The organism is Bradyrhizobium sp. 33ap4, from assembly GCF_032654765.1.
GTDB lineage: Bacteria > Pseudomonadota > Alphaproteobacteria > Rhizobiales > Xanthobacteraceae > Bradyrhizobium > Bradyrhizobium australafricanum.
This window is the reverse complement of the sequence record NZ_JAUMTJ010000002.1, coordinates 1-25,715: the sequence shown is the minus strand read 5'-3', so window position 1 is coordinate 25,715 and position 25,715 is coordinate 1. Positions and strand designations below refer to the sequence as shown.

Here is a 25,715-nt window from a genome sequence, read left to right as displayed (position 1 = left end):
CCGCCTATTGGGCGCCCTGGCCATCACAGCGACAATCGCGCTCGCTGGCTGCTCGACCATGCCGACCTCGGGACCGGCAAGCTCGTATGTCCGCGCGGGGCAGACCGACCCTGAAAGCGTGCACTATGCTCTGGTGCGCCTCACGGCTGACACCGAGAGGGTCCTCGTGCGCAACTCCAGGCGGATCGACCGCGTTTTCACGGATCGCCGCGGTCCGCCCGAGATTCGTTTTGGCATCGGCGACACGGTCAGCGTGACGCTGTTCGAATCGATGGCCGGTGGCCTGTTTACTCCAACCGAAGCCGGCACACGTCAGGGAAATTACGTCACGTTGCCCAATCAGGCCGTGAACTACAAAGGCAACATCACGGTTCCGTATGGTGGCTCGATCCGCGCTGCGGGCCGGACGCCGGAGGAAGTCCAGAATGCGATCGTGAAGTCCCTGCAGGACCGTGCGATCGAACCACAGGCAGTGGTTGCGCTGGTGGATCAGAAGGCAACGTCCATCAGCGTATTGGGCGAGGTCGGAACGCCTGCACGCTTGCCCGCAAGCGCCAGCGGCGAGCGGCTGCTCGACATCATCACGCGTGCGGGCGGCCCCAAGAATCCCGGCTTCGATACCTGGGTGACCCTCGAACGCGACGGCCGGCAGGGTACCGCACCGTTCGGATCGCTGCTCAGCCAACCGGCAAACAACATCTTCGTTCGCCCCCAAGATACGGTCTACGTATTCACGCAGCCGCAAACCTTCCTCGCGATGGGCGCCTCCGGGCAACAGGGGCAGTTCTCGTTTGGAGCCTGGCGCCTGACACTGGCCGAGGCCATGGCGAAGGCAGGCGGCCTCAAGGATGATCACGCCGACCCTGGATCCGTGTTTATCTACCGAGGAGAGCCACGCGAAGTTGCCAAGCAGCTCGGCGTCGACTGCACTCGCTATAGCGGACCCCTTGTCCCCGTTATCTATATTCTCGATTTGAGAGATCCCGGCGGCTACTTCATCGCGACAGAATTCGAGATGCGGAATAAAGATGTCATCTTCGCGTCCAACGCAAATTCTGTCGAAGCGACAAAGTTCATGACTTACCTGCGGATGATCATCGGCACAGTGAGCGATCCAATCGTCGCCGGGATCGATGCCTACACGCTGAAGGGACTCGCCAACGGCAGCATCTCTGGCGCGACAACCATCGTTACGTCGTCCCGATGACGACAATTGGCCTGGCGGAATCGGCTCGCGCGGCAGGTATGCTGCCGGCAACCGAATCCGCCGAGGCAACAGTCCGCGACCGGTGGCCCCGCCTTCACGGACACATTCCTGCGCTCGACGGCGTGCGGGGACTTGCCATCGCAATGGTGATGCTGCTGCACTTCGTCGGCAATACGTTACCAACCAACGCTGTCGAGAAGATCGTCGTCGGAATCACCAACTACGGCTCCTATGGCGTCGAGTTGTTCTTCGTCCTGTCCGGCTTTCTCATCACCGGAATCCTCTATGATTCACGGGAGGAGCCGAACTTCTTCCGCAATTTCTATATACGGCGAGTGCTGCGCATTTTTCCGCTCTATTATGGCGTGCTCGCACTTGTCTTCTTCGTCGCTCCGCTTGTGAGCCCGCTGCGTGGTCCGACCCTCGACTATCTGATAGATCGTCAGGCTTGGGCCTGGCTGTACGGAGTCAACGTCTACATCGCATGGAACGGTGACTGGTCATTCTCATATCTGGAGCATCTCTGGTCGCTTTGCATCGAAGAACATTTCTATTTCTTCTGGCCGCTCGTCGTATATCTGGTCGCGAAGCAACCGAGAAAGTTGATTGCGGTCAGCCTCGGCCTATCGGTCGCTGCGATGCTCGCTCGCCTGGGCGGCTCCTTGGCCGGACTTAGCTGGTGGACAACCTACGTGTTGACACCGTTTCGCCTGGACGGTCTGGCCCTTGGCGCCTTCCTCGCCGTGGTGGTCCGACAACCGGGCGGACTTCAGCGACTTGTTGGCGCCCTTCCATACGTTGCGACCACTGCATTTGGCTTGCTGTCCCTGACTTTCACCTGGACGCGCTTGGTGACCGACCAAGGTAACGCTTTCGTCCTTCCGGTTCGGTCTTCCATCATCACCGTGCTGTTGGCTTGTCTCCTCATCTGGGTGCTCGTTGCGCCAAAACATTCCTTGTTATCGCGCCTTTTCTGCAGCCGACCGCTGATGTTTCTCGGGACCTATAGCTACGGCCTGTACGTCTACCATCACTTTATATCGTACTATCTCGTGACTCACCGAACCGAACTGGCACTCGGCGAATGGCTCGGCTCTCACAGCGCAGCCGTGGCAATACAGGCGACAGCGGGAGCACTCGTCTCGCTGCTGATCGCTTATCTGAGCTATGAATTCGTCGAAAAGCGCTTCCTGGACCTGAAGCGGTTCTTCAAAGCTCAGCACACCGTTGCTGCTGGCGAAGCGTTGGCGCCTTCCCATCCGTACCGCAACTGATGGCGAGCCTCGTATGGTAAAAACCCTCGAGAGCGCGAGCTGCTGAACTCCAGGCATACTTGCTTTCGGCCAAATGCCTTGCGGAACGTCCGAGATCCGCAGCGCGATCGGCATCGCCCAGCAAGCCGCTGACACGGGCGGCAAAGCTCTCGAAATCGTCCGCGATCATGATGTTACGATCCGGCACGGCCTCGATCCCCTCGGCGCCCAGGGTTGTCGAGACGATTGCCTTGCCCATCGCCATAGCCTCGACAATCTTGAGCCGTGTCCCGCCTCCCAATCGCAGGGGGACGACGACGACCGCCGCCTCGGCAAGATGCGGTCTCAGATCCGGCACGAAGCCGGTGAACTCGATTCGGGGACCTGCCAGCGCCAACAGGGCGGAGGGCGGCGAACCGCCAATGATCTTGCAACGCGCATCCGGATGGCTGGCCGCGATGCGCGGCCATATATCATTGATGAAGTGGATGACACCGTCGACATTCGGTGCATACGACAAGAGGCCAAAGAATACGACGGTGCGTCCGTCGGGCTTCGGACCGTCGGCACGCGGGCGATAGAACTCGATATCCGCGGCATTGGGTATGACGGCAGTCCTGGCTTCCGGCACTTCTTCAAGCAGCCGTCGTTCGTCAGCAGCGCTGCACAGATAGACGCCATCCGCGTCACGATAGGTCCCGAGCTCCTCCTTCCGAAGCTTGCGCCAATTGACTTCGGAATAAAGGCGACGAAACAAGCTGTCGCCGCTTTGGGCGTACTGGCGGGCAAGGTCGTAGTCGATATTGTGAGAATCCACGACCAATACCGGAAGCTTCTCTCCTGCCGGCGCCTTGCGCAGTTCGTAGTGACCAAGGAACGTGAACTCGAGATTAACCACGTCGAAGCGCGTCGACCCAAGCAAGTCATCCAGCGTCTGACGCACGACGTCTGCCGTGATTCGCAAACGCTCGAAGCTGAGGGGCGATACCAGGGAGCGCAGTTGAAGCAAGCGCTTCGGCATCCCATCGCGACCGAACGGGTTACGCACGAGCACCACCTTGCGGCAATAGGCCTGCATGGCAGTTCGGCATTCGTCGATGTCGTGCTCGTCATCCACGAGCATGACTGCCGTCAGGTCATGGCGCTGAGCCAATTCCGTCATCAAACCGTGCATGCGTGCCTGCGCGCCGATCCGCGGCGGGCTCGCAGGCATCTGTGACACGAAGAGAATATTTAGGCGGTCTGAGTGCATCGATCCAAACCTGCCTGCCGACGTCGACAGGTACTGAGATGCTCGCTGGGGCCCACATTCACATAGCTCGGCTTACTCAATGCTTAAGCCTGCGCTTTGCGTTAATAGTTGCCTCGTTCCTCTTAACGAAACAATGATAGAAAGGCGGCGTGTCCATTTATCCGCTTGGATTTTCGACGTAAAAGCATTGCCGAAGCAGTCTTGGTAGGTTCTCCGCAACGTTACCTCGTGCGGGCCAGCTCAAGCTCAAGCCGCGAAGGCGACGATTGAATGTGCGGTATCTCGGGTATCATCGGCCGGCTTGACGAAAACAACCGGGCCGCGCTCGCTCGGATGAGCAAGGCCATGATCCATCGCGGGCCGGACGGCCATGGCTCGTGGGCTTCGACGCCGGATGCCCGCGGCTGGGGTGTCATGCTCGATCACCGCCGCCTCTCGATCCTCGATCTGTCGTCCGCCGGCGCCCAACCGATGGTGGACGATACAACCGGGCACGTGATTTCGTTCAACGGCGAAATCTACAACTATGTCGCCCTGCGCAAACGCCTCGAGAGCGAAGGGCAGTCTTTTCGGTCCAGCGGCGACACCGCCGTCATGCTGCGGGCACTTGGGCTGCATGGCCTAAAGGCAGTCGGATGGCTGCGCGGCATGTTCGCATTTGCAAGCTGGGATCCGCAACAGCGACGACTTCTCCTTGCGCGCGACCAGCTCGGCATCAAGCCGCTCTATATCGCGCAGTCCAGCAATCCGAACACGACGTGGTCGCTGATATTTGCATCCGAATTGCGTGCATTGCTGGCCTCAGGCTTGCTCGGAACGCCGCGTCTTGATCCGCAGGCGGTTGCGAGCAACGTATGGAACGGGTTTGTTGTCGGCCCCTGCACCGCCGTTCAGGGTGTTGAACTTCTTGCGCCGGGTCACTACGCCGAGTTTGACGGGACAGGCCGCAAAATAAGCGAGCACGATTTCTGGCGCATTCCCGGAGAGGCGCCAAAACCGACAATGGACGAAGCGGCGCTTGCCTCGATCCTCGACGAAGGGATGAAGCTTCACCTCGCCAGTGATGTGCCGCTCGCGGTTTTCCTGTCGGGTGGCATCGATTCCTCCGCGATGGCAAATCTCGCGCAACTGACCGCTGACGCCCCGGTTCATACTTTCACGCTCGCGTTCGAGGACCAGCAGTTCAACGAAGCGCCGTTCGCAAGACAGACCGCTGCGGCAATCGGCACTCAGCATCATGAGGTGGTGTTGTCCGAGCAGCGGTTCGTCGACAGTCTGGACGACGCCCTCGATAGTCTCGACCAGCCAACCTTCGATGGACTGAACGCCTATTTCATCTCCCGGGCCATTCGCCAAGCAGGCTTTACCGTCGCACTGTCAGGAACCGGGGGTGACGAACTGTTCGGCGGGTATCCGACGTATCGCGATCTTCCGATCTTGCAGCAGTGGTGTCATCGGGGCCGCGCATTGCCCAGAAAATGGCAGGCCAGGGCTGCAGCTTTGTTGACTTGGCCCCTGCGACGATCCTCGCATCCCGTGCCGCCTCAAACGCGCTGGGCGAAGCTTCCGGATATGGTCGATCGTAGCGAGGATCTGCTGGCGTTATACCAGATGGCCTACGCGCTCTTCCTGCCTGGATTTCAGGGTGAATTGCTTGCACCGGATTTCGCGGGCGCGCTCGTGGAAGGCCTTCCCGACGCGATGCGCCGGCGGCTGACGGCCGAAACGGCAGGCCGTACCCCAGTTTCCGCTATTAGCGTGATGGAACAACGTCTCTTTTTGGGTGAACGCCTCCTGCGCGACAATGATGCAGCAAGCATGGCCAGTTCGCTCGAGCAGCGCGTTCCGCTGGTCGACCACGTATTGTTTGAAAGCGTCGACGCCCTGTCGGACCAAGTGCGATATCAGCCCTTGGGGCGCAAAGATATGCTTCGGCGGATCGGATTGCGCGGTCTCGATCCTGCGCTCTTCGAGCGCCCAAAGACCGGCTTCGTCATGCCCTTTGACCGGTGGATTCGCCGCGGATTGAAGGACGCCATGGATCGAACCATGCGCGATCCGCAGGCGATCGCAACTACCGGCCTGAATCCCGACGCGGTTGAGCGACTTTGGCGAGCCTTTCTCGACGGAGCGCCCGGCATATACTGGTCGCGGGTCTGGTCCATCTACACGTTTGTCCGTTGGTGCCATTGCAACGGCGTTTACGCATGAGCAGCGAGTGCCTTCACCGGCTTCCTCGCCGCTCACTCTGACCATTCGTCCAATCGATAACGTCGAACTCGAGCCCTCGCTTCAACATCTCTGCCTCAAGATCGCGGGCATGCCGCTTCCATTCGGCCGTCGATCGGACTCGGAATTTGGGATCTTTGCCGCTTGCCTCGAATTCATCGTCGGCCTCGAGCGCGCCGCGGATAGCTTCGTATATCATCCTCAGATTGGGATCGGTGATGGCACTGCAGGCCATTGGTTTCAGTGTCTCGATCTCGTCGAAGGTTCTGCTCATGGCAATGATCGATCCTCATCTACGCGCGCTAGCGCGCCTTCGATGACCTCGATCTCCTCGCGGAGGATATCGCTCACGATCGACGGCTTGAACCCTGGAATGGTGTGCATCTGAACATCATCCAGCAATTGCTGTCGATGGTGCCTCAGCTTTTCCAGGGCTTGGCGATCCTTCAACGAAACGTAGCCGGCAACAATCTGCTCGATGGCTTTCATCGGAAATGCGCTCTACAATAAGAATAACGTACTGCAATCTCTCGATTAAAATGGCCAAATCGCTTCCTGACAAGACCCCCACCTTTGTGCTCGTGCGGCAGCGTTAACGCTCAGTCCGTAAAAACCCGGACCTTCCACGAAATGATTCCGCCGCTTGTCGGAATCCGGCTGAAAGCGAAGGAGCCGGTTCGATTGTCATTGTCGAGTTACTTCCACGCAACACGATGGGGAGGGTGCAGAAGAACCTGTTGTGCGACCGCTTCGCCGATATCTACTCGGCGCAGGTTCAGCAGCGAACCTGAAACGCGCTGCTGGACCCGCGCTGCGATACCCGTCGCGCGGCACCGCGGATCCTCAAAGATAGCAGCGATGCCGTGGACGGCGTTCCGTTCACCGGCTGCGAGCGATGTGTGTGACGCCGGTCAGGAGTGACGCGTAACGACACCCGTCGGCGTGGCAAAGCCCTGGAGAGTCTTGATCCGCTTCTCGAGCCACCAGCCGAACTCGGGCGACCAATCTTCGAAACGGCTGTTGATGCCGAGATCGTGCGCCCAGTGGTGGGCGATGTTGGGATTGAACTGCGATTGCCGCCCGACGGCAATGAGGTCGGCTTGGCCTTTCTGAAGGATGGCCTCGGCCTGCTGCGCCTCGAGAATGATGCCGACGGCCATGGTGGTGACATCCGCCTCCTTGCGCACGCGCTCGGCGAAAGGAACCTGGAAGCCGAGGCTGCGCGGCACTTGCGCTGCCGTAGCCGCGCCGGAGATTCCGCCGGAGGAACAGTCGACGACGTCGACGCCGCGCGCCTTCAGCTCGCGCGCGAAGGCGACCGTATCATCCATGTTCCAGCCCTCGACAGTGCCGTCGACGGACGAGACGCGCACGAACAGCGGCATGTCCGCCGGCATTTCGCGGCGCACCGCCTCGACGATCTCGAGCGGCAGACGCATGCGCCCGGCGCGGTCGCCGCCATACTCGTCATTACGTGTGTTGGAGACCGGCGACAGGAACGAGGCCAGCAGATAGCCGTGCGCGGTGTGGATCTCGATGGTGTCGAACCCGGCGGCAACCGCCCGCCTTGCAGCGGCTGCCCAGGTGCCGACCATGGCCTTGCACTCGGCGGTGGTCAATTGCCGTGGTGTCAGCCAGCCCTTGGCGACCGGTTCGGCGGTCGGGCCTACCGGTTGCCAGATCCTGGCGCCGGCTTTCAGATTCTCTTCGGTCAGCGGCCCCATGCCTTGCATGGCGGACTGTGCCGACGACTTGCGGCCGCCATGGCCGATCTGAATGCCGATCGCCGTCCCCTGACGCTTCATGAAGGCGACCAGCGGCTTGAAGCTCTCGGCCTGCTCGTCATTCCAGATGCCGAGATCGTTTTCGTTGGTGAGTCCGACTTCCTCCACCGCCGTCACTTCGACGAAGACGAGCCCAAATCCACCGAGGGCATAGCGACCAAGGTGTACGAGATGAAACGCTCCGCAGGTATTTCCCGGTTCGCAGCTGTAATGGACCATCGGCGGCACGACGAGGCGGTTCTTCAGCGTAAGGCCTCGAATCGTGAGTGGCTTGAACAGCATCGGCCGCTCGTCTTCTTTGCCGTTGATCATTTCACCACTCATGGAACTGTCTCCTTGCATGCTATGGCCGTCCGTTCGTGCCATGGACGGCAAGTCTTCAGGTACGTCTTGGGGGCCCCAGCGACGCGCGCGGGATGAACTCGTTGGGCACGAGCACGCGCCGCGGCTCGTGCGGACCGTCGTTTCGGATGCGATCGAGCAGCATGCCAGCCGCAATCCGGCCGACCTCCGCCTGATCCCAGCCGATGATGGCGACGGCCGGCGAGACGAGCTCGGCGAGCTCGGAATGGCCTGACGCGATCAGCGACACGTCCTCAGGTATCCGCAGGCCTCGCCCGCGCACCGCGCGCAGCACGCCAGACAGCATGTCGATGCCGCCGGAAATGATCGCGGTCGGAGGGTTGCGCTGGCCGAGCAATGCCGAGGTGATACGAAATCCAGCGCCGGGCAGGAAGCTCCCGGCGTGAACGAGCGAGGGATCGGGCTCGAGATTTCGCGCGGCAAAAGCCTCCTGATAGCCGCGAACGCGTTCGCGCGCCGGATAGAGCCCGGCGTCGCCGGTGATCAGCGCCACGCGCCGATGACCAAGATCGAGCAAATGACTGACCGCGACGCGCATCCCTTCGGCGTGATCGGCCATAACGGCATCAGTCCAATCCGGCTGATCACGATCGATCAGCACGATCGGAATATCGAGATCGCGCAGGAAGGCCTCGAACTCACCGGCGATCGGCGTGTACGGCCCCATCATCACGCCGTCGGCCTGCCGCCGCGACAGCCGGCTGAGCAGCTCTCGCTCACGCTCCTTGCGGCCTTCCGAGTTGGATATGAGCAGCGAGAAGCCGACCTCGTCCAGCACGTCGTGCGCGGCTTTGACGAAGCCCGCCAGTTGCGGAATGTTGATCTCACGCAAGATGCAGCCGATCGTGTGGGTCGACCGGATGCGCATGCTCTGCGCCACCGCGTTCGGCGTATAGCCCAGATCATCGATTGCGCGCTGGACCTTCCGGCGGATGTCGGGATGGACGGTGGCATTGGCATTGAGCACCCGCGACACCGTGCCGGTCGAAACGCCCGCTGCGGTCGCCACGTCGCGGATCGTCAATTTGCTTCCGCGACCTGCCGTTTGCTGTTCTGCCATCACCATCACCGGGGCTGAGACCTCAATCCCCTGCACAATACGCGGAAGCCAATTCGGCCGCAGGTGCTATCCGCCGGCCGAAGGCAAATGATTTGTGCATTTCTCCACCGTGATCCAAACGGCCTGGCCTCCCGTCCTTGTTCCGGAACGATCAGATGGCGTCGGCTTCGACGATATTGCGGCTCATACTTCGAACGCCCACTGCTCCGCCACCAGGCTGTATCGGCCTGCCTCGCGCCGCAAATGTCCGAACCCGGGGAAATGCAGATGCATGCCGCCGACCAGCATGTCGTCAGTGACCACCATGTCGAACATCATCTGACGAGCGGCCGCGGCGGCCTCGGGGTCGGTGTCGAATTCCATTGTCACTTCCGGACGTGCAACCTGGATCTCCGGCACATGGACCGTGTCTCCCCAAACCACCATTGATTCGCGGCCGCGCGATACGACATAGGCGGCGTGGCCGGGGGTATGACCGTGGATCGGGATCGCCGTGACGCCCGGGAGCACCTCGCCCTTCCGGAATGTCTTGACGCGATCGGCAGCCATATAGGGCTTCAGCTGGGTGCGGCCGGCCTCGAAATAGCGGCGCCGGGGCCGCTCGGCCGCCTTGGCCATCGCCTCGTCGTTGAACCAGTGATTGATCTCGTTCTCATGGACGATGACTTCCGCATTGGGAAACAGCCGCGTTCCGGTTGCGGCATCTGTCAGCCCGTTGGAATGGTCGGGATGGACATGGGTCAGCAGCACCGCGTCGACCGAGGCCGGATCGATGCCGGCGGCAGCGAGATTTGCCGGCAGGCGACCGCAGGTCGGCCCCATCAGATCCGCTGATCCGCAGTCGATCAGGTAGGTCCGGTTGTCCATGCGCACGGCAAAGGCGTTGACCGAGATGCGCGGCGGCGAGGTGCGATGATCGCGCGCCAGAATGGCCTTGGTTTCCTCCTCGGGGATATTGCGAAAGATCGTGTATCCCATGTCGACGTAACCGTCGCTGAGGCCGGTGACCAGCGCGTCGCCAAGCCTGCGGTGATAGACTCCCGCGACTTGCGTTGAGGGTGAAGTGCTCATTGTGCGTCCCCTTGCCAAAATCTTGCAACGATCGCTGCATCGTCGCGCCTGTGGTGCCAGCTCCGGCCCACGCCAAGTTGCGCCTTCGACCAGAGCCTGATCTGCATCAGCGCGTAGGCCCAGGTGACGGCAAACACGTCCATCACAGGAGCACCGGCGATGCGGTGGACGCCGTGACGAACCAAGAGTTCCGCCAGCACGCCTTCCGCCGGAATGATGACGTCAGCGCCGCGCGCCACCAGGCGCTCGGCCGCGGCGGTGAAATTTGCGATGACCGGAGCCGGGTCGGCGTAAGCACGCGCCAGCTGCGGCTCGTCGAGCGGCGGATCCATCGCCGCGACCTCCAGCACACGCGCGGCGAGCTTGTGCTTGTCGACCGCCACCTTCGTCATCCACTGCACCGCCGGCGCATTGGAGATCAATGCCACATAGCTGCCGAGCGAGCAGCCGACCAGAAGACCACTCTCGGTCAGCGAGGCGACGGGAATATCCACCGCGGAGCGGATCTCGCGCAGAAACGGCTCGCTGAACGAGCCGATCACGAAGGCATCATAACCCTGCCGCTCGGCCGCGATCGCATTGTCGATCACCCGGCTGAGAATGCGGTGATAGGCGAATGCATTGCCGAGCACCGCAGTGGCCGAAGCGCCGGCGTATGATCCGGACGGAAGCCCGTGGACGACGACCTCGGCGTCGTCGCCAAGGATTTCCGCCGCATGGGCCTCGAGCGCGCGCTTGTAGACTTCGAGATGATCGAGCTCGTTGACCGACTGGTGCCAGATCCGCGGCGTCGATCTCTTCCCAGGCATTGCCGCGCTCATGCGTCGCCCCGATCGTTGGTCAGGCGCAGCGAACGGATCGACCCGAGGTCCTCGATATTCCAGAGCTGCTCGAACAGTGCTGCGGCCTGGCCTTGCTTGAACACCCGGGTCGCGCAGTCCATGAACTTATCCTGCAGTTCGTCGCGCAAAAGCGGGCGCTGCCAGCTGCCCTTGGCATGAACCACCGGCGCGTGCTCAAGCACTTCGCCCGACGTCAACACGACGCTGACGCGGTCGGCCGGCGCGAACGGCTGGTCGCCCGGCATGATCTCGTCCGTCGTCGTGCAGCGGACCTTGGCGAAGGTAGCGCCGACGTCGGGCCGCGAGACGAACTCATCGGTGAGCTCGGACAGCCCGACACGGCCGGCGATCAGCGCGGCGGTCATCGCGAATTCCATGCTGAACTTGGCCTCGAGACCGGTCTGCGGATTGGTGTTGCGCAACATCAGCCTTTGGGTGACGCCGGTGTGGACCCGAATTTCCTTCACGTCGTCGGGTTTGAGCTTGTGCGCATTCACCAGGCCAATCATCGCGTCGATCGAACGATGGGTCGCATAGCAGGTCGGATAGCGCTTCACATTGATGCCGAGATCGGCCAGCCGCCAGTTGCGGCCTATATCGATCGTCCCGTTTTCGATATCCGGCGTGCCCGATGGCGAATGGGCGCGCAGGAAGCCGGTTTGGTGCTCGAGCACGTCCAGCGATGCGGTAAATCCCTGATCGGCGAGGCGCGCGGCAAGCACGCCGGATTGAGCGGTGCGGCCGGCATGCAGCGATTTGGTCATGGTGCCGAAATTGGCGACTAGTCCGGAGGCGAGCGAGGCGGCGATCGCGATGGCATGCGCGGTCTTCGTGGAGTCGAGATTGCGCAGCCGCGCACAGGCGGCCGCGGTGGCGAGCGCGCCCATCACGGCCGTCGGGTGAAAGCCGCGCTCATGGAGGTGACCGGGCTCCAGCGCAATGACCTGCGCCCAGACTTCGTAGCCCGCGGCATAGGCGGCGAGCGCGTCGGCACCGCTGGAGTCGAGCGACCAGCCTTCGGCCAGGATGGCCGGCACCAGCACCGTGCTCGGATGTCCGGCCAGCGCCACGTCGTCATAGTCGAGCACATGCGCCGCGACGCCGTTGACGAGCGCAGCATCCGGCGCCGCGAGATTGCGGCCCGACGGAACCTCGAGCGCGCCGTCGTTCTGCGTGGACGCGGCCACCATCGCCGACACGATCCGCACCGGCTGCTCGGCGGCGCCAGCGATCATGACGCCGACGCAGTCGATGATGCCGGTCCGCGCCGCCTCGCGGCAGCGGCCGGACAGATCGGACAGCTTGAGGCCGGCTACAAAATTGGCCGTCTGACGCGTGATATCCAGCATGGGTCGTCTCCTCAGTAGGAACGCGGAAGACCGAGCACGTGCTGCGCCACAAAGGCCAGCACCATGTTGGTCGAGATCGGGGCTGTCTGGTAAAGACGGACCTCACGCCACTTGCGCTCGACGTCGTATTCCTGCGCAAAGGCGAAGCCGCCATGGGTCTGGAATGTCGTATCGGCAGCCTTCCAGGTGGCCTCCGACGCCAGCAGCTTGGCGATGTTGGCGTCTGCTCCGCAGGGCTGCCCGGCCTGGAACAGCGCGGCGGCGCGGCGGCACATCATGTCGGCGGCTTCGAGTTCGGCGTAGGCGCGCGCCAGCGGAAACTGGATGCCTTGATTCTGGCCGATCGATCGTCCGAAGACGCGCCGCTCATTGGCATAAGCGACGCCCTTGCCGAGAAGCCAGCGTCCGTCGCCCACACATTCGGAGGCGACCAGGATTCGTTCGGCGTTCATGCCGTCGAGGATGTAGCGAAAGCCCTTGCCTTCCTCCCCGATGAGATTGGCGACCGGCACTTTCAGGTTCTCGATGAACACCTCTGTCGTATTGTGATTGACCATCGCCTTGATCGGGCGGATTTCGACGCCGTTGCCCTTGGCCTCACGCAAGTCGACCAGGAACACCGAAAGTCCGTCGGTGCGCCGCTTCACCTGATCGACCGGACTGGTGCGCGCCAGCAGCAGCATCAGGTCGGAGTGCAGCGCCCGCGACGTCCAGACCTTCTGGCCGTTGACGACATAGACGTCCCCCTGACGCTCGGCGCGGGTCTTGAGCTGGGTGGTATCGGAGCCGGTATTGGGCTCGGTTACGCCAAAGGCCTGCAGCCGCAGCCGTCCCGCCGCGATTTCCGGCAGGTAGGTCCGCTTCTGGGTCTCGTTGCCGTGACGAAGCAACGTACCCATGATGTACATCTGGGCATGCGCGGGACTGGCGCTGCAGCCGTTCGCATTGATCTCTTCGAGGATCGCTGCCGCCGCACGCAGCGGCAGGCCCGAACCGCCATATTCCTCCGGGATCAGCGCGCCGAGGAATCCCGCCTCCGTCAACGCCGCGACGAATTCGGTCGGATAGGCGCTTTGATCGTCGAGCTTGCGCCAGTATTCGCCCGGAAAGCCCTTGCAGATCTGCCGCACCGTGTTGCGCAGGTCGGAGAAATCCTCGCCCAACGTGACGGTGACCTCCATGTCGGCGGTTTGGGCGGCGTCGTGATAGTTCATGTCATATCCTTTCAGGCGGCGGCGCTGGCCGACACGCGGAACGTTTTGGGCAGGCCGGCGCGGGCGATCGCGCCGGAGAACCGTTCGCCGGGCAGCCAGCTCTCGACCTCGCGTCGCAAGGCGACCAGCCGCTCGACATCGGCGCCGGTATCGAAACCGAGTTGCTCGAGCAGGAAGACGGTATCCTCGGTGTCGATGTTGCCGGTGGCGCCGGGTGCGAACGGACAGCCGCCGAGTCCGGCGAGGGATGCGTCGAAGGCGCGTACACCCGCATCCAGTGCCGCCGTCACATTGGCGAGACCGAGACCGCGCGTGTCGTGGAAGTGGCAGGCGACCGGCAGTGGGCGCACCGCGGCGATCACCGCGCCCATCAGGCGGCGGACCTGACCCGGATCGCCATAGCCGACCGTATCGGCGACGATGATCTCGTCGGCGCCCATCCCGGCGAGTCGCACCGCGATCTCGACCACTCGTGCCTCCGATACCGTCCCCGAGATGGTGCAGCCGAACGCGGTCGCGATGCCCGCACCAAGTCCGATTCGTGCTCCGGGGCGCTGATCGCGCTCCGCGGCGATGCGCGCGAAGTCCTGCAGCGACTCTTCTGTGCTGCGGCGAACATTGGCCTGGTTGTGCTCCTCGCTCGCCGACAGCACGTAGTTGACGATTGGCACACCGAGCGCGAAGGCGCGCTCGGCCCCCTTCAGATTCGGAACCAGAACCGAGGGCCGCAAGCCCGGCATTGTCAGCGCGCCGCGGGCCACCTCCTCCGCGTCGGCAAATTGCGGGATCACCTTGGCCGGTACGAATGAGGTCACCTCGATCTCGCGGATTCCGGCCTCCACCGCGCCACGGCACCAGGCCAGCTTGCGCGCGCTCGGCAGGATGGTTTTGACCATCTGAATGCCGTCGCGGGGTCCGACCTCGCGAACATGAGCTTTCTCACGCATTTCGCGCCTCCTCCTACTTGCCTTGAAAGTTGGGTTTGCGGCGCTCATTGAACGCCAGCACCCCTTCGCGCCGGTCCGCGGTCGGGACCAGACGGTTGTAGGCCTCGATCTCGAAGGCGAGGCCATCGGCGAGCGACATCTGCAAACCGCGATGGATCGCCTGCTTGGCCTGGCGCACCGAGATCGGGCCATTGGCAGCGATGCGATGGGCGATGGCGAAGGTCGCCTCCAGCAACTCCCCTGGCGGCAGCACCCGATTGACCAGCCCCCACTGCTCGGCCTCGGCAGCCGAGAACGGCTGCCCGGACAGGATCAATTCCTTGGCGCGGCGCTCGCCGACGGCGCGCGGCAGATTCTGCGTGCCGCCGCCACCCGGCATGATGCCGAGCGTCACTTCGGTCAGCGCGAAGCGCGCATTGGTCGAGGCGTAGACGAAGTCGAGCGCCGCGGCGATCTCGCAGCCGCCGCCATAGGCCGCACCATTGATCGCGCCGATCACGGGAATCGGACAGCCCAGCAGAGCGCGCAGCATGCGCTCGAAGACCAGATGCTGCGCCTGCCAGGCCTCGTCCGTCATGCCGTTGCGCTGCTTCAGATCGCCCCCGGCGCAGAACGCCTTGTCGCCGTGTCCGGTCAGGATCACCGCGCGCAACCCCTCGATGTCGGTCGCGAAGCCCTCGAACAGCTCCACCAGATCGAGGCCCATCTGGGTGTTCATCGCATTCGACGCTTCCGGCCGGTGCAAGGTCACCAGCAGGATATCGCCATCACGCCGTTCGACCTTGATGGTCTGGAAATCAGTTCGCATTGATGGCTCCCTTGCTCGCAGGCTTTCGAAGAATGGCATTGTGCTGGCCGAGCGCCGGCGCAGCGGTGCGTGCGCGCGGTCGCATACCGTCGAAGGCAAGCGGAACGCCGACAAGATCGATATCGTCGCCAGCACATCGCACCATCATGTCGAGGGCGCGGGTTTGCGGATGCTCCGCAACCTGATCGGTGGTCAGCAGCGGTGCATTGGGAACCCCGGCGCCGTCGAGAATGAAGCCAAGCGCATCGGCCGTATACTTACGCACCGCGGCCGCGATTTGGGGGATCAGTCGTTCGCGGTTGACGACCCTTGCCGCGTTGGTCGCGAAGTCAGGATCATGCGCAAGCGCCTCGAGACTCAACGCCACGCACAGCTTGCGGAACAGATTGTCGTTGCCGGCGGCAATCATCAGCCATCCGTCGGACGCCTCGAATGCCTGATAGGGCGCGATTTCCGCGGTGCCCGATCCATAGGGCTTGCGCACCTCACCTGACGCCGCATAGCCGGCCAGTGGAACGGTCATCCACGCGAGCCCGGTCTCGTAAAGCGAGGTCGCAACGCTGCGACCCTGACCGCCCTTGTTGCGCGCCACCAACGCAGCGAGCATGCCGATCACTGCCCACATGCCGGAGCCCATGTCGACCAGCGAGACGCCGACACGCACCGGCGGCCGGCCGCCCTCGCCGGTGACGCTCATGATACCGGTGCTCGCCTGGGCGAGCGGATCGTAGCCGGGCTTGCTGGCGAGCGGCCCCTTGGCGCCGAACGCGCCGATGTCGCACCAGATCAGCGATGGCTTCGCGGCGCTGAGCGCATCCGCGGTGAGACCAAACTTGTCCAGAATGCCGGGCCGCAGATTCTGGATGACGGCATCGGCCTCGTTCAGGATCAGCGACTTCAGCCTCTCGCAATCCTCCGCTGCGCCGAAATCGACGGTGATGCCTTCCTTGCCGCGATTGAGACTATGGAACACACTTGCCGTTCCGTTCCAGAACGGCGGCCCCCAGCCACGCGCATAATCGCCGCTCTTGGGATTTTCGACCTTGATCACACGGGCGCCGAGATCGGCCAGAATCAATCCGGCATAGGGGGCGGCCACGCTGTGTCCGAGTTCAATCACGGTGATACCAGCGAGCGGCTTGTCAACGTCCATCAAATCCTCCCGGCTGCCGCAAGGGCCGCCGACGTTCCTGTTGTCATCAATCGATTCATCATGTCGAGCGGCGTCGCTTTCACGACTTGTCCTGCGCATTGTCGGCAACCAGCACCGCGCCGTTGACGAAGCTCGCGCGGTCGGACAGCGCGAAGACGATCAAATTGGCGAGTTCCTCCGGCGTGCCCCAGCGCGTGTTGCGCATCGAGTTATTTTCCGACCAGCGCTTGCGTTCGGCTTCCGCCTCCTCTTCGCCCAGATTGCGCTTGGCGAGCTCACGCTCCCATTTTGCAAAACGTTCCGGAGTATTGACGAAACCGGGAACGACGCAGTTGACGCGAATGTTGTGCGGCCCGAATTCGTTGGCGAGAATCTTGGAGAAGCGGATTTCGGCCGACTTGGCCGGACCGGTGCATGACGACAGGAACGGCGGCATCGTCACCATGATCCCGGTTTCGCCCGACACGTTGACGATGCCGCCGCCGTTCTGCTCGATCATGATCGGGATGATGCGCTGACAGATACGGAACTGAGCGAAGAAATTGATCGCCATGCCGTATTGCAGTTCCTCGTCGGTGACTTCGAGGAACGGCTTGTAGGTGCCCGTGCCGGCATTGTTGACCAGGATGTCGACGCGGCCGAGACGGTCGCGGGCGACCGCCGGCAGCCGCTCGATCTGCTTCAGATCCGTCACATCAAGCGACAGCGTTTCGACCTTGACGCCGGTGCTCCGCTCGACGTCAGAACGACATTCGGCCAGCGCGTCCTCGCGGCGCGCGCAGACCAGAACCTTGACACCCTCCTCCGCCAGCAAGCGTACGGTCTCGAGACCAATGCCCTTGCTGCCGCCGGTGACGATCGCAGTCTTGCCTTCAAGTCCAAGTTTCATTTGATCGCATCCCTTTGAGATCGGGTCAGGCGGTCGAGCAGCCTGCGCACAGGCATCGATCCGCCACTACGTGCCGAGGCGAAAACCTCGGCCGCAAGGCTGGCGCCTTCGCCGGCCGGAATTCCGGTGCCGGCCAGGCGGCTATCGAAAACCTCGGTGGCGCGGGCTTCGTCCTGGAACACCAGAACCTTGGGCGCCTCGCGCGCGGTCCGGCGAAGACGCGCACCATTTTCCATCTCCAACTCGACGGTCGCGTCGAGATGGGTGCCGACCGCGTCCGGCTCGACGATCGTCTTTCCGACGAGTGCCATGATCTCCCGGTCCTGGCGGTGCTCGACGCCCATCTCGTAGTCGAGGCGGCCGTAGCGCAGCATGGCGGCGACCGCAAAGGCGGTGCTGGCCTGGGTCTGCACGGTCCGCGTGAACGGTCCCTTGAATGACGTTCCCGGATATTGCGTATAGGGCTCCCAGATCGTCACGGTGATCCGCTTCACCTGCGACAGATCGATGCCGTCGCGGTGAAGCATATGCGCCGCCAGCACCGCCGACATGTTGTCGCCCAGGGTTGCGAACGGCTTTGCCATGATGCCGATCATCGTCGCGACATCGGGGCCTCGCTGCCATTGTTCTGGCGTGCGATCGAGGCCGGCAAGCGAGCGCAACAATCCCTTCGGTCCTTCCAGCGCATCGGGCGCCCCCTGGACGCCGCGCGCCGCAAGCTCCGCGGCCACCAGCCCGCCCTGGGCGGCGCGCCCGTTCTGTACGCGCCATTCATCGGAGCCGCAGCGCACCGGCTCCAGCGTGCCGCCGGTCGTGCAGGCCGCGATTGCAACCGCGCTGGTGGACCTCGGTGGATCGAGCCCAAGTGCGGCTGCGGCCGCCGCCGCAGCACCGATCGTGCCGAAGGTCGGGCTGGTCCGCACGCCCCTGCCGATCAGGCCGCGGGCAACGACTTCACCCGCACCAAGCCATTTGAGCGTGGAATAGCCGACCGTGAGAGCGGTCAATACGGTGCGCAGCGGCGCATCCAGCGTTTCACCAAGCGACACCGCGACCGGCGCAATCAGGGATCCCGGGTGCGTCCATGAATCGTGGTCGGTGTCGTCCTGAAAATGGGCGTGAACGGCAATGCCGTTGGCGAGAACCGCCTCGGACAGCGCGGCATGTTTGCCGCTCGCCCAGATGCGCGCGGTGCGCGGTCCAGGCAGCACCTCCGCGGACATCGCGCGCGCGGCCGCGGCCGTCGGCTCGTGTCGCGCCGCGAGCGCGAGCCCCAGCGAGTCCAGCAGGCAAATGGCTGCCTTCGTGGCGACATCCGGGGACAGTTCGCTCGCCGACGTCGTTGCGGCGAAGGTCCCGAGCAGCGCAGTGGCGTTCAAAGTAGCGGACATCACAAATACTCCTCGGCAAGCGCAACGTCGCGAATTTCGGCGACGGTGCCGCTCCGCCTGACCTCGCCACCGCGCATCACGTAGCCGCGTGTGGCAAGCTTGAGCGCCGGACGCGCCATCTGCTCGGTCATGAGAATGGTCGTGCCGCGCTGTTGCATATGACGGATCGCCTCGCTGATCTGCGCGATCCACACCGGCGCGAGCCCGAGGAAGGGTTCATCCAGCAGCAGCAGCTTGGGAAACGAACTCATGGCGCGCGCCAAGGCGACGATCTGCTGTTGTCCCCCCGACAATTGTCCGGCCGGCTGGCTGGCGCGCTCCTTCAGGATCGGAAAGATGCCACAAAGCCAGGCCCAGGCTTGGCGCTGGCTCGCTCCGCCGTGCCAGCAGGCGCCGCTCAGGACGTTGTCAGCGACCGACATGGTCGGGAACACGCGGCGCCCTTCGGGCGAATACCCAATTCCGGCCCGCGCGCGCCCATCGCAGGATACGGCACTGAGATCACGGCCCGCGAAGCGCACGCTGCCATGCGAGGCCTGGACCAGACCGATGATGGCGTTGATCAGGCTCGACTTGCCGGCACCATTGGCGCCGATCAGCAGCACCGTCTCGCCCTCGGCGACGTCGATCGAGACGCCGCTGATTGCCGTGATGCCGCCGTAGCGGACTTCGAGGTCTTTCACCGCCAGCATCAGGCCGCCTCCTCGTCCACTGTCCCGAGATAGGCGTCAATGACATCCTTGCGTGCCAGGACGTCGGCCGGAGCGCCCTCGGCCAGGACACGACCGGAATCGAGCACCAGTATTCTTGGACAGAGGCGGCGCACGAGATCCATGTCATGCTCGACGATCAGGACCCCGCAACCGAGCTCCGTCCTCACGTGGCGCACGAAAGCATCGACCCGCAGGCGCTCCCGCCGCTCGAGACCGGCCGCCGGCTCGTCGAGCAGGAGGACTTTCGGCCGGGCGGCGCAAGCCAGAATAAGGCCCAGCATCTTCTGGAGCCCGTACGGCAGCTTGTCGCTCTGCTCGTCGAGCTGCGGTTCGAGCTCGAACTCGTCGATCAGCGGCGCGACGCTGTCCCATCCGGGCCCACTGCCGCTGAAGCGAAGGGCCCTCGAAATGTTCTCGCGGACCGATGCCGTACGGAAGGTGTTGGTCTGTTGGAAGCTGCGGATAATTCCCATGCGACTGACGGCATGCAGCGGCTTGCCGGTCATATCCTTGCCGTCGAGCCGCACCCGGCCGATGGTCGGCGGCAGCATGCCGCAAATGACGTTGATGAGCGTGGTCTTGCCGGCGCCGTTCGGCCCTATGACGCCAAGGACGTCGCCTGGCGGGATGGCGAAGCTGACATTGTCGAAGACATGCAGCCCGCCGAAACGCTTGGAGATGGCTGCGACCTCGAGCAGCGCGCCGCCGTCGGTCCGTCCGGTGCGTTCAGCCGTCATTGCAGGGGCTCCATCGCATTGGGCACACTCAGCGTCGGCGACGAGGCGACGGTGGAAGACCGCGACGGCGACGGTGGCGAAAACACGCGGACGCCGAGGCGATGGATCGTCCCGACGACGCCCTCGCGCGCGACCAGCACCACCACCACGATCAGGAAGCCGAACAGGAACTGGGAATACTCCCCGCGCAATGCGAAGACGTCTCCTGCCCAGATCAGCAGGGCGCCACCGACAACCGGGCCAAGCATGCTGCTCTTCCCACCGATGATCGCATAGGCAATGTAGTTGACCGATGACAGCGCGCTGAACGAGGTCGGATGGGCCGTGAGCAGCATGTTGACGAGGGCGAAGCCGGCGAGCCCGGATACGCCCGCGGCGATGGCGAAGCCGAACGCCTTGTAGTGCCAGACGACGAGACCAAGACTCTGGGCGAGCAGTTCGTTCTCCTCGATCGCCGCGAAATGCTGGCGCAGCGTGCGGGTCACCGCAGCGGTGACGATAGCGCCGGCGAGCGCCAGCCCGATCGTGACCTGCAGCACCGCGCGGTTGTCGGCGAGCTCCAGCCCGAACAGCGTCACGGCCGGCATGCCGACCAGTCCATTGGACCCGCCGGTCCACCCCGGCGTTTCAAACAGCAACAGTTGCGTGATCTCGGTGAGGACGAACGTGACCAGCACGAAATAGACGCCGGTCAGACGGAGCACCAGCGCGCCGAGCGGCAGCGCAAACAGCGCCGGCACCACGAAGCTCGCAAGCCCCAGCAGCAGCACATCGGTCACGCCGTGACGAAGCCCCAGGATCGCGACGGTGTAACCGCCGATCGCCATGAAGGTCGGCACCGCGAAGGTCATCAGATTCATGCGCAGCATGATGTAGACGCTGAACGCGGCCGTAATCGCGATCAGCATCTGGTTGGCCAGTGAATAGACCATCGGGTTCTGGCTGAGCCAGGGAACTACGAAAGCGGCCGCGATGACCACGACGCTTGCTGCCTCGGCCAGGTCGCCGCGCTTGGAAAGGGTGCGGGCTGTCATGTGCTCAAGCTCCCCGAACCCGGTGACCGAAAAGACCCGATGGCTTGACGACCAGCATGACCAGGACGAGCACGAACAGCGCGAGTGCGCCCTTCGAGCCACCGAGATAGACCGCAGAGAACGCCTCCGCCATGCCGACGATGAAAGCCGCGACTGTCGCACCACCGACGCTACCGAGACCGCCGAGAATGACGATCAGGAAGGACGTCGCCAGCACAGGATCGCCGATATGCGGCGCGAGCGACAGGATCGGTGTGACCAGCGCGCCGGTGAGGCCGGCGAGCCCCGTCGCCAGGGCGAAGGCAGCCGGGAACAGAATCGCGGGACGCAGTCCCTGCGCTGTCGCCACCGCGCGGTCATCGGCCAGCGCTCGCAGCGCGCGGCCGAAATCGGTGTAATAGATCAGGCCGTAGATCGACAGGATCCCGACGATGCAGACGCCCAGCACCACGAGATTCTCGATCGGCACAAAGAAGCCATGGCCGTGAATGACACCGGTCAATGGAAAGGCGAAGGCCGGAGATTGCGGTCCGAACACCACCAATATGCCGCTCGACATCATCAAATAGAGGCCGAGCGTCAGCATCAGCGTCGCCAGATGATCGTCGATCACGCGATCCAGCACGAAGCGTTCGAACAGGAATCCGAGCAGCGTGGTGCCCAGCGCCGCGCAGATCACCGCCAGCGCGTAGGGCATGCCAAGATAGGTCACCGCGGAATAGGCGAGATATCCTCCGAGAACGTAGAAGCCGCCATGCGCGAAATTGACGACTCCCAGAATGCCGAAGATCAGGGTGAAGCCGAGGGCGAGCAGCGCGTACTGCGCACCCAGGCTGATGCCGATGAGGCAGGTGGCGACAAAACCTTGCACGGAGTACCCGCTACTTGCCGCCGGCCGCTTCGACCCTGATGGTCGGTTGCAGCTTGCCTTTTTCCACGAGTCCGACACCGAACGGGAACGACAGTTCCTGGTTGATGCCGAAGAAATCCTGCCCGATCCAGTGACCGGGACCGATATTGGGATCCTCAACCGGCAACGATCGCAGGGCCTCGGCAACCTTGGCCGTGTCCGAGATGGTACCGGCCTTGGCGATGGCTTTGGTTACCATGCGGGCGGCGGAGACCCACTGAAAGAACAGATTGTTTTCCGGCCGCTCGGCACCGAGCAGCTTCTTGTACTCGTCGGCGATCATTTGCACTTTCTCGTCGATGAGAACCGGCTCGTACCAATAGAAGTCCTTCAGCACCTCGTCGCCACCGGCGACGCGGGAGATTTCGGTGTATCCCGGACCGCCGAGACGTCCGATCGGTCCCTCAAAGCCAGCCTGACGCAATTGCTTCACGATGATGCCGGCGTCGCCAGGGGGCGATGAAGCGAGATCGACGGCGTCGGGCTTCGCGTTCATGATCCGGGTCACGATCGGCGCGAAATTGGTGGTGCCACGCTGATAATATTCTTCGGAAGCGGTGATGCCGGTTCTCTTGTATGCGTCGGCGTCGACGCTCGCGATATCCGTGCCACCCTGGTCGTTCGGCGCGACCAGCACCACGCTCTTCATGCCGAACTTCTGCTTGGCGATCTTGATGATCGGCTCGGCCCAGCCCGAAGGACCCGGCCCCATGTGGAACACCAGTGGCAACTGCGGCGACAGCGCATCCTTGGCGTAGCCGTTGCCCATCACCAGCATCGAATTGCGCTTGGCGATCGGCTTCACGCCGGTGAGCTCGGGCGAGCCGATCGGGCCGATGATGAATTTAACGCCCTGCCCTGCCAACGTGTTGGCTGCAGCGGCGGCGCCTTCGGCCGTGTATTTGCTGTCGATGGCAACGACGTTGACCTTGCATGGCGCCCCGTCGACCTTGATCAGGCCGTCCCGGTTGGCCTCGGCGGCGACGAGTTCGACCGCGCCGCGCAGCGCGAGGCCCCATTGCGCAGCGGGACCCGACAGAACGCCGACGACGCCGAGCGTCAATTCCTGTCCCGCCGCCATCACCGAGACATTCGAACTGGCCAGCGCAGCGCCGACGGCGATGCCAGACAACAGCAGATTTCTCCGCGTAGTGCTCATCACTCCCCCCGTAATTTGTTGCGGCTCATGCGCCGTCCACTTGTTGCGTGGAAACCCGAAGCGTTCGCCCCGGGGCCGCGCGTATCGCTCGGCGCCGGGACGCTAGGCGCGCGGAGGTCGCCTTGTCAATGAAACGTTTCATGAAAAATAGGGCAGATCAGCTATGCTTGAGATGAGCCAACGTTCTGGACATGCAATAAACATGAATAATAACAGTAATTTCCCCTGTCGATCGAATGATCCATCAGAAACTCCAAACGACGCACCGCTACTGACACACCTATGCAATGAAACGTTCCACTTGAATCAACCTAACCTGCCCGTTAGCTTCCGTGACCCGTCGCGGACAGAAGACGACGGCCAAGGGGAGAAACTCGATGATGCGGTGCGCCGTGACGGCCGTGCTTGCCGTGCTTGCGATTCAGTGCAGCCAGGGAGCGCTAGCAGCTGAACCTCAGTTCAAGCTGCGGGCTTCGGTGGACACGTCGGCGACACACGGACGGACATTGTCTGCCGCCGACTACCTGAAGAAGCTGCAGGAAAAATCCGGCGGCCGGATCCCGACCGAGCTGTTCCACAGCGGCCAGTTGTTTCGCGACCGCGACGTGGTGAAGGCGCTGCGTCAGGGCGCCGTCGAGATGGCGATCCCCGGCACCTGGGTGCTGACCGGCTTCGTCCCCGATGCAGACGTCTTCCAGCTGCCGGCATTTTTCGGGCAGCCCTACCCGGTGGTCTATGCTGCTGCCGACGGCAAGATCGGCGAGATCATCAACAAGCAATTCGAGAGCAAGCTCGATGTCAAATTGCTCGGCCCCTGGCTGCAGCTCGGATATCAAAACACCTACAGCACCAACAAGGCGATCCGCGACTTCGCCGATCAGGCCGGCATGAAGATCCGCAACTCCGGCGGTGCCGGACAATCGGCGCGAGCCAAGTTCTTCAATGCAACACCGAACGTCACAGCCTGGCCGGACGTTCCGCTGGCGCTCTCGCAAGGCACGTTCGACGGGCTGAGCTCGACCGATGAAAGCCTTGCCAGCGCAAAGCTCTGGGAATCCGGCGTGAAATATGGATTTGCGGATCGCGAATTCGTCGGGTTCTACGTGCCGATGATCAGCGAGAGCTTCTACAAGAAGCTGCCGCCGGATCTCCAGAAGCTGGTCGTCGACCTCTGGCAGGAGAACATCCAGGCCTACCGCAAGAGTATGGAAGAAGCTCAGACCGAGGCGCGCCACACGCTGGAAAAGAACGGCATCGTGTTCGTTTCGCCGTCCGAGAGCGCGCTCGCTGCGGTCCGCGCCAAGATGCTGCCTTTGCAGGACGGCATCGCGAAGGAGTTGCGGATTTCGCCCGCCTTGCTGCTGCAGGTGCAGGCGGATGTAACGACCGTCGGCCATTGATTGCCACCCATGATGAAGATCTGGAACAGGCTTGAACTCCTGTTGATAGGAGTTCTTGGTGCCGCCGCGCTGACGGTCGGGACCGCTCAGGTCATCGGTCGCTACGTGAACAAGAACTTCGCCTTCATCAATGGCGAGGAGGTAGTGGTCTATCTGACGGTCTGGGCGGTGTTTCTGGCGTCGAGCCAGTTGGTCCGGACCGATGGGCATGTCAGGCCCGACGTCGTGCTGCGACTGTTGCCGCCGCAAGGGCAAAGATGGGTCGAGGCATTCAACTGCTGTGTCGCGATCTTGTTTTGTGGCGGCCTGGCCTATTGCGGCTTCCAGGTTGCGGATGTCGCCCGCAGCCTCGACGAGCGCAGCATCACGGGCCTCGAATTCCCGATGTGGATCTACTACTCGGCCATCCTGACCGGCGCCGTGCTGATGCTGTTGCGCTACGTCATCAAGCTTTATTTGCTCGTATTCCGCTTCGATCCCGCCACCATGGTCATCGCCGTTCACGATCACTGAGCGATCGACGACGTCAGCCGTCTTGATGACCGATCTGCCATCGGCAAACTGACCGTCGTGGTCCCGCATCGGGACGCTTCAGGTCCAGCAACAACGAGACCGACACGATGTGGACGATGCTTTTCCTGCTGATGTTCTTCGGGCTGCTCTGCGCGGGAATGCCGATCTTTCTGGTGTTGGGTCTCTGCGCGGCGGTCCTGTTCGGCTTCAGCGACCAGCCTCTGGTGGCGATCGCGCAGAAGATCGCCGATGAAATGAATTCCAGCACACTGATGGCCTTGCCCCTGTTCGTGATGGCCGCCGCATTCATGCGGCGCGGCGGCGTCGCCAAAGCGCTGGTCGATGTCGCAATCGCCTGGTTCGGAAGTCGGAGGCCAAGCGGTCTTAGGAAGACAACTATAACACTCAACTCCTTGGCTCACAGAACGACATGGCTA

25 protein-coding genes are annotated in these 25,715 nt (G+C 63.0%); 6 read left to right on the top strand and 19 right to left on the bottom strand.

The window, feature by feature from the left end:
• The first annotated feature begins 7 nt into the window (after window positions 1-7).
• Both Q2M23_RS01770 and Q2M23_RS01765 read left to right on the top strand, forming a co-directional pair.
• Complete coding sequence (locus tag Q2M23_RS01770; protein WP_057017391.1) at window positions 8-1,207, top strand: polysaccharide biosynthesis/export family protein; 1,200 nt, start codon at window positions 8-10, stop codon at window positions 1,205-1,207.
• Window positions 1,204-2,481: an acyltransferase gene (locus tag Q2M23_RS01765; protein ID WP_316393902.1), complete on the top strand. Its 1,278-nt coding sequence runs from the start codon at window positions 1,204-1,206 to the stop codon at window positions 2,479-2,481. Before Q2M23_RS01770 ends, Q2M23_RS01765 begins: the two co-directional genes overlap by 4 nt.
• Here the strand turns inward: Q2M23_RS01765 and Q2M23_RS01760 are convergent.
• Window positions 2,417-3,634 carry a glycosyltransferase family 4 protein gene (locus Q2M23_RS01760; protein WP_410469683.1) on the bottom strand — a complete coding sequence of 406 codons (1,218 nt, stop codon included), beginning with the start codon at window positions 3,632-3,634 and terminating at the stop codon, window positions 2,417-2,419. The two genes, Q2M23_RS01765 and Q2M23_RS01760, sit on opposite strands and share 65 nt — an antisense overlap.
• A 348-nt stretch (window positions 3,635-3,982) precedes the next feature.
• Between Q2M23_RS01760 and asnB the strand changes: the two genes are divergently transcribed.
• Window positions 3,983-5,923 carry an asparagine synthase (glutamine-hydrolyzing) gene (gene asnB / locus Q2M23_RS01755; protein ID WP_316393901.1) on the top strand — a complete coding sequence of 647 codons (1,941 nt, stop codon included), beginning with the start codon at window positions 3,983-3,985 and terminating at the stop codon, window positions 5,921-5,923.
• Window positions 5,924-5,936: 13 nt separating this feature from the next.
• Here asnB and Q2M23_RS01750 read toward each other — a convergent pair whose 3' ends face one another.
• The 18 genes from Q2M23_RS01750 to Q2M23_RS01665 all read right to left on the bottom strand — a co-directional run bounded on the left by Q2M23_RS01750 (window position 5,937) and on the right by Q2M23_RS01665 (window position 23,338).
• On the bottom strand, window positions 5,937-6,215 hold the full coding sequence (locus tag Q2M23_RS01750; RefSeq protein ID WP_316393900.1) for a hypothetical protein: 279 nt from the start codon (window positions 6,213-6,215) through the stop codon (window positions 5,937-5,939).
• Window positions 6,212-6,430 carry a hypothetical protein gene (locus Q2M23_RS01745; protein WP_076826890.1) on the bottom strand — a complete coding sequence of 73 codons (219 nt, stop codon included), beginning with the start codon at window positions 6,428-6,430 and terminating at the stop codon, window positions 6,212-6,214. The genes Q2M23_RS01750 and Q2M23_RS01745 overlap by 4 nt, the downstream gene beginning before the upstream one ends.
• 422 nt (window positions 6,431-6,852) lie before the next feature.
• Window positions 6,853-8,223 carry an NADH:flavin oxidoreductase/NADH oxidase gene (locus tag Q2M23_RS01740; protein WP_244558771.1) on the bottom strand — a complete coding sequence of 457 codons (1,371 nt, stop codon included), beginning with the start codon at window positions 8,221-8,223 and terminating at the stop codon, window positions 6,853-6,855.
• Window positions 8,105-9,112, bottom strand: coding sequence for a LacI family DNA-binding transcriptional regulator (locus Q2M23_RS01735; protein ID WP_233475241.1), 1,008 nt, complete (start codon window positions 9,110-9,112; stop codon window positions 8,105-8,107). Before Q2M23_RS01735 ends, Q2M23_RS01740 begins: the two co-directional genes overlap by 119 nt.
• A gap of 219 nt (window positions 9,113-9,331) precedes the next feature.
• A complete protein-coding gene (locus tag Q2M23_RS01730) occupies window positions 9,332-10,219 on the bottom strand; it encodes an MBL fold metallo-hydrolase (RefSeq protein ID WP_253589172.1) in 888 nt (295 codons plus the stop codon).
• Entirely contained in the window at window positions 10,216-11,028 is an 813-nt protein-coding gene (locus Q2M23_RS01725) for an aspartate/glutamate racemase family protein (RefSeq protein ID WP_253638761.1), read from the bottom strand. The genes Q2M23_RS01730 and Q2M23_RS01725 overlap by 4 nt, the downstream gene beginning before the upstream one ends.
• 8 nt (window positions 11,029-11,036) lie before the next feature.
• A complete protein-coding gene (locus Q2M23_RS01720; protein WP_316393894.1) occupies window positions 11,037-12,410 on the bottom strand; it encodes an MmgE/PrpD family protein in 1,374 nt (457 codons plus the stop codon).
• A gap of 11 nt (window positions 12,411-12,421) precedes the next feature.
• Entirely contained in the window at window positions 12,422-13,624 is a 1,203-nt protein-coding gene (locus tag Q2M23_RS01715; protein ID WP_410469682.1) for an acyl-CoA dehydrogenase family protein, read from the bottom strand.
• Window positions 13,625-13,635: 11 nt separating this feature from the next.
• Window positions 13,636-14,571: a hydroxymethylglutaryl-CoA lyase gene (locus Q2M23_RS01710; protein ID WP_057017382.1), complete on the bottom strand. Its 936-nt coding sequence runs from the start codon at window positions 14,569-14,571 to the stop codon at window positions 13,636-13,638.
• Between the two features lie 13 nt (window positions 14,572-14,584).
• Window positions 14,585-15,379, bottom strand: coding sequence for an enoyl-CoA hydratase/isomerase family protein (locus Q2M23_RS01705; protein WP_316393891.1), 795 nt, complete (start codon window positions 15,377-15,379; stop codon window positions 14,585-14,587).
• The gene (locus Q2M23_RS01700; RefSeq protein WP_316393890.1) at window positions 15,369-16,532 is read right to left on the bottom strand and encodes a CoA transferase; all 1,164 of its coding nucleotides are present in this window, start codon (window positions 16,530-16,532) and stop codon (window positions 15,369-15,371) included. The genes Q2M23_RS01705 and Q2M23_RS01700 overlap by 11 nt, the downstream gene beginning before the upstream one ends.
• Before the next feature lie 79 nt (window positions 16,533-16,611).
• Entirely contained in the window at window positions 16,612-17,421 is an 810-nt protein-coding gene (locus tag Q2M23_RS01695; RefSeq protein ID WP_057017379.1) for an SDR family NAD(P)-dependent oxidoreductase, read from the bottom strand.
• The gene (locus Q2M23_RS01690) at window positions 17,418-18,812 is read right to left on the bottom strand and encodes an MmgE/PrpD family protein (RefSeq protein WP_076826882.1); all 1,395 of its coding nucleotides are present in this window, start codon (window positions 18,810-18,812) and stop codon (window positions 17,418-17,420) included. The genes Q2M23_RS01695 and Q2M23_RS01690 overlap by 4 nt, the downstream gene beginning before the upstream one ends.
• Window positions 18,812-19,504, bottom strand: coding sequence for an ABC transporter ATP-binding protein (locus Q2M23_RS01685; RefSeq protein ID WP_050387518.1), 693 nt, complete (start codon window positions 19,502-19,504; stop codon window positions 18,812-18,814). Before Q2M23_RS01685 ends, Q2M23_RS01690 begins: the two co-directional genes overlap by 1 nt.
• The gene (locus Q2M23_RS01680) at window positions 19,504-20,262 is read right to left on the bottom strand and encodes an ABC transporter ATP-binding protein (protein ID WP_076826880.1); all 759 of its coding nucleotides are present in this window, start codon (window positions 20,260-20,262) and stop codon (window positions 19,504-19,506) included. Before Q2M23_RS01680 ends, Q2M23_RS01685 begins: the two co-directional genes overlap by 1 nt.
• Window positions 20,259-21,296, bottom strand: coding sequence for a branched-chain amino acid ABC transporter permease (locus Q2M23_RS01675; protein ID WP_028333423.1), 1,038 nt, complete (start codon window positions 21,294-21,296; stop codon window positions 20,259-20,261). The genes Q2M23_RS01680 and Q2M23_RS01675 overlap by 4 nt, the downstream gene beginning before the upstream one ends.
• 4 nt (window positions 21,297-21,300) lie before the next feature.
• Entirely contained in the window at window positions 21,301-22,167 is an 867-nt protein-coding gene (locus tag Q2M23_RS01670; RefSeq protein ID WP_028333424.1) for a branched-chain amino acid ABC transporter permease, read from the bottom strand.
• Window positions 22,168-22,177: 10 nt separating this feature from the next.
• Window positions 22,178-23,338: an ABC transporter substrate-binding protein gene (locus Q2M23_RS01665; protein ID WP_253625491.1), complete on the bottom strand. Its 1,161-nt coding sequence runs from the start codon at window positions 23,336-23,338 to the stop codon at window positions 22,178-22,180.
• Window positions 23,339-23,742: 404 nt separating this feature from the next.
• Between Q2M23_RS01665 and dctP the strand changes: the two genes are divergently transcribed.
• The 3 genes from dctP to Q2M23_RS01650 all read left to right on the top strand — a co-directional run.
• The gene (gene dctP, locus Q2M23_RS01660) at window positions 23,743-24,765 is read left to right on the top strand and encodes a TRAP transporter substrate-binding protein DctP (protein ID WP_316393881.1); all 1,023 of its coding nucleotides are present in this window, start codon (window positions 23,743-23,745) and stop codon (window positions 24,763-24,765) included.
• A 9-nt stretch (window positions 24,766-24,774) separates the two neighbouring features.
• On the top strand, window positions 24,775-25,278 hold the full coding sequence (locus Q2M23_RS01655; protein WP_057017373.1) for a TRAP transporter small permease: 504 nt from the start codon (window positions 24,775-24,777) through the stop codon (window positions 25,276-25,278).
• A 107-nt stretch (window positions 25,279-25,385) separates the two neighbouring features.
• Window positions 25,386-25,715: TRAP transporter large permease subunit (locus Q2M23_RS01650; RefSeq protein ID WP_316393878.1), on the top strand; the 330-nt coding region annotated here is incomplete at its 3' end.

Excerpts from the sequence above, each read along its gene's own strand:
- Q2M23_RS01765 (WP_316393902.1), top strand. The coding sequence starts at position 1,204 with ATGACGACAATTGGCCTGGCGGAATCGGCTCGCGCGGCAGGTATGCTG.
- Q2M23_RS01760 (WP_410469683.1), bottom strand. The coding sequence starts at position 3,634 with ATGCACGGTTTGATGACGGAATTGGCTCAGCGCCATGACCTGACGGCA.
- asnB (WP_316393901.1), top strand. The coding sequence starts at position 3,983 with ATGTGCGGTATCTCGGGTATCATCGGCCGGCTTGACGAAAACAACCGG.
- Q2M23_RS01750 (WP_316393900.1), bottom strand. The coding sequence starts at position 6,215 with ATGAGCAGAACCTTCGACGAGATCGAGACACTGAAACCAATGGCCTGC.
- Q2M23_RS01745 (WP_076826890.1), bottom strand. The coding sequence starts at position 6,430 with ATGAAAGCCATCGAGCAGATTGTTGCCGGCTACGTTTCGTTGAAGGAT.
- Q2M23_RS01730 (WP_253589172.1), bottom strand. The coding sequence starts at position 10,219 with ATGAGCACTTCACCCTCAACGCAAGTCGCGGGAGTCTATCACCGCAGG.
- Q2M23_RS01725 (WP_253638761.1), bottom strand. The coding sequence starts at position 11,028 with ATGCCTGGGAAGAGATCGACGCCGCGGATCTGGCACCAGTCGGTCAAC.
- Q2M23_RS01720 (WP_316393894.1), bottom strand. The coding sequence starts at position 12,410 with ATGCTGGATATCACGCGTCAGACGGCCAATTTTGTAGCCGGCCTCAAG.
- Q2M23_RS01715 (WP_410469682.1), bottom strand. The coding sequence starts at position 13,624 with ATGAACTATCACGACGCCGCCCAAACCGCCGACATGGAGGTCACCGTC.
- Q2M23_RS01710 (WP_057017382.1), bottom strand. The coding sequence starts at position 14,571 with ATGCGTGAGAAAGCTCATGTTCGCGAGGTCGGACCCCGCGACGGCATT.
- Q2M23_RS01705 (WP_316393891.1), bottom strand. The coding sequence starts at position 15,379 with ATGCGAACTGATTTCCAGACCATCAAGGTCGAACGGCGTGATGGCGAT.
- Q2M23_RS01700 (WP_316393890.1), bottom strand. The coding sequence starts at position 16,532 with ATGGACGTTGACAAGCCGCTCGCTGGTATCACCGTGATTGAACTCGGA.
- Q2M23_RS01695 (WP_057017379.1), bottom strand. The coding sequence starts at position 17,421 with ATGAAACTTGGACTTGAAGGCAAGACTGCGATCGTCACCGGCGGCAGC.
- Q2M23_RS01690 (WP_076826882.1), bottom strand. The coding sequence starts at position 18,812 with ATGTCCGCTACTTTGAACGCCACTGCGCTGCTCGGGACCTTCGCCGCA.
- Q2M23_RS01685 (WP_050387518.1), bottom strand. The coding sequence starts at position 19,504 with ATGCTGGCGGTGAAAGACCTCGAAGTCCGCTACGGCGGCATCACGGCA.
- Q2M23_RS01680 (WP_076826880.1), bottom strand. The coding sequence starts at position 20,262 with ATGACGGCTGAACGCACCGGACGGACCGACGGCGGCGCGCTGCTCGAG.
- Q2M23_RS01675 (WP_028333423.1), bottom strand. The coding sequence starts at position 21,296 with ATGACAGCCCGCACCCTTTCCAAGCGCGGCGACCTGGCCGAGGCAGCA.
- dctP (WP_316393881.1), top strand. The coding sequence starts at position 23,743 with ATGATGCGGTGCGCCGTGACGGCCGTGCTTGCCGTGCTTGCGATTCAG.
- Q2M23_RS01655 (WP_057017373.1), top strand. The coding sequence starts at position 24,775 with ATGATGAAGATCTGGAACAGGCTTGAACTCCTGTTGATAGGAGTTCTT.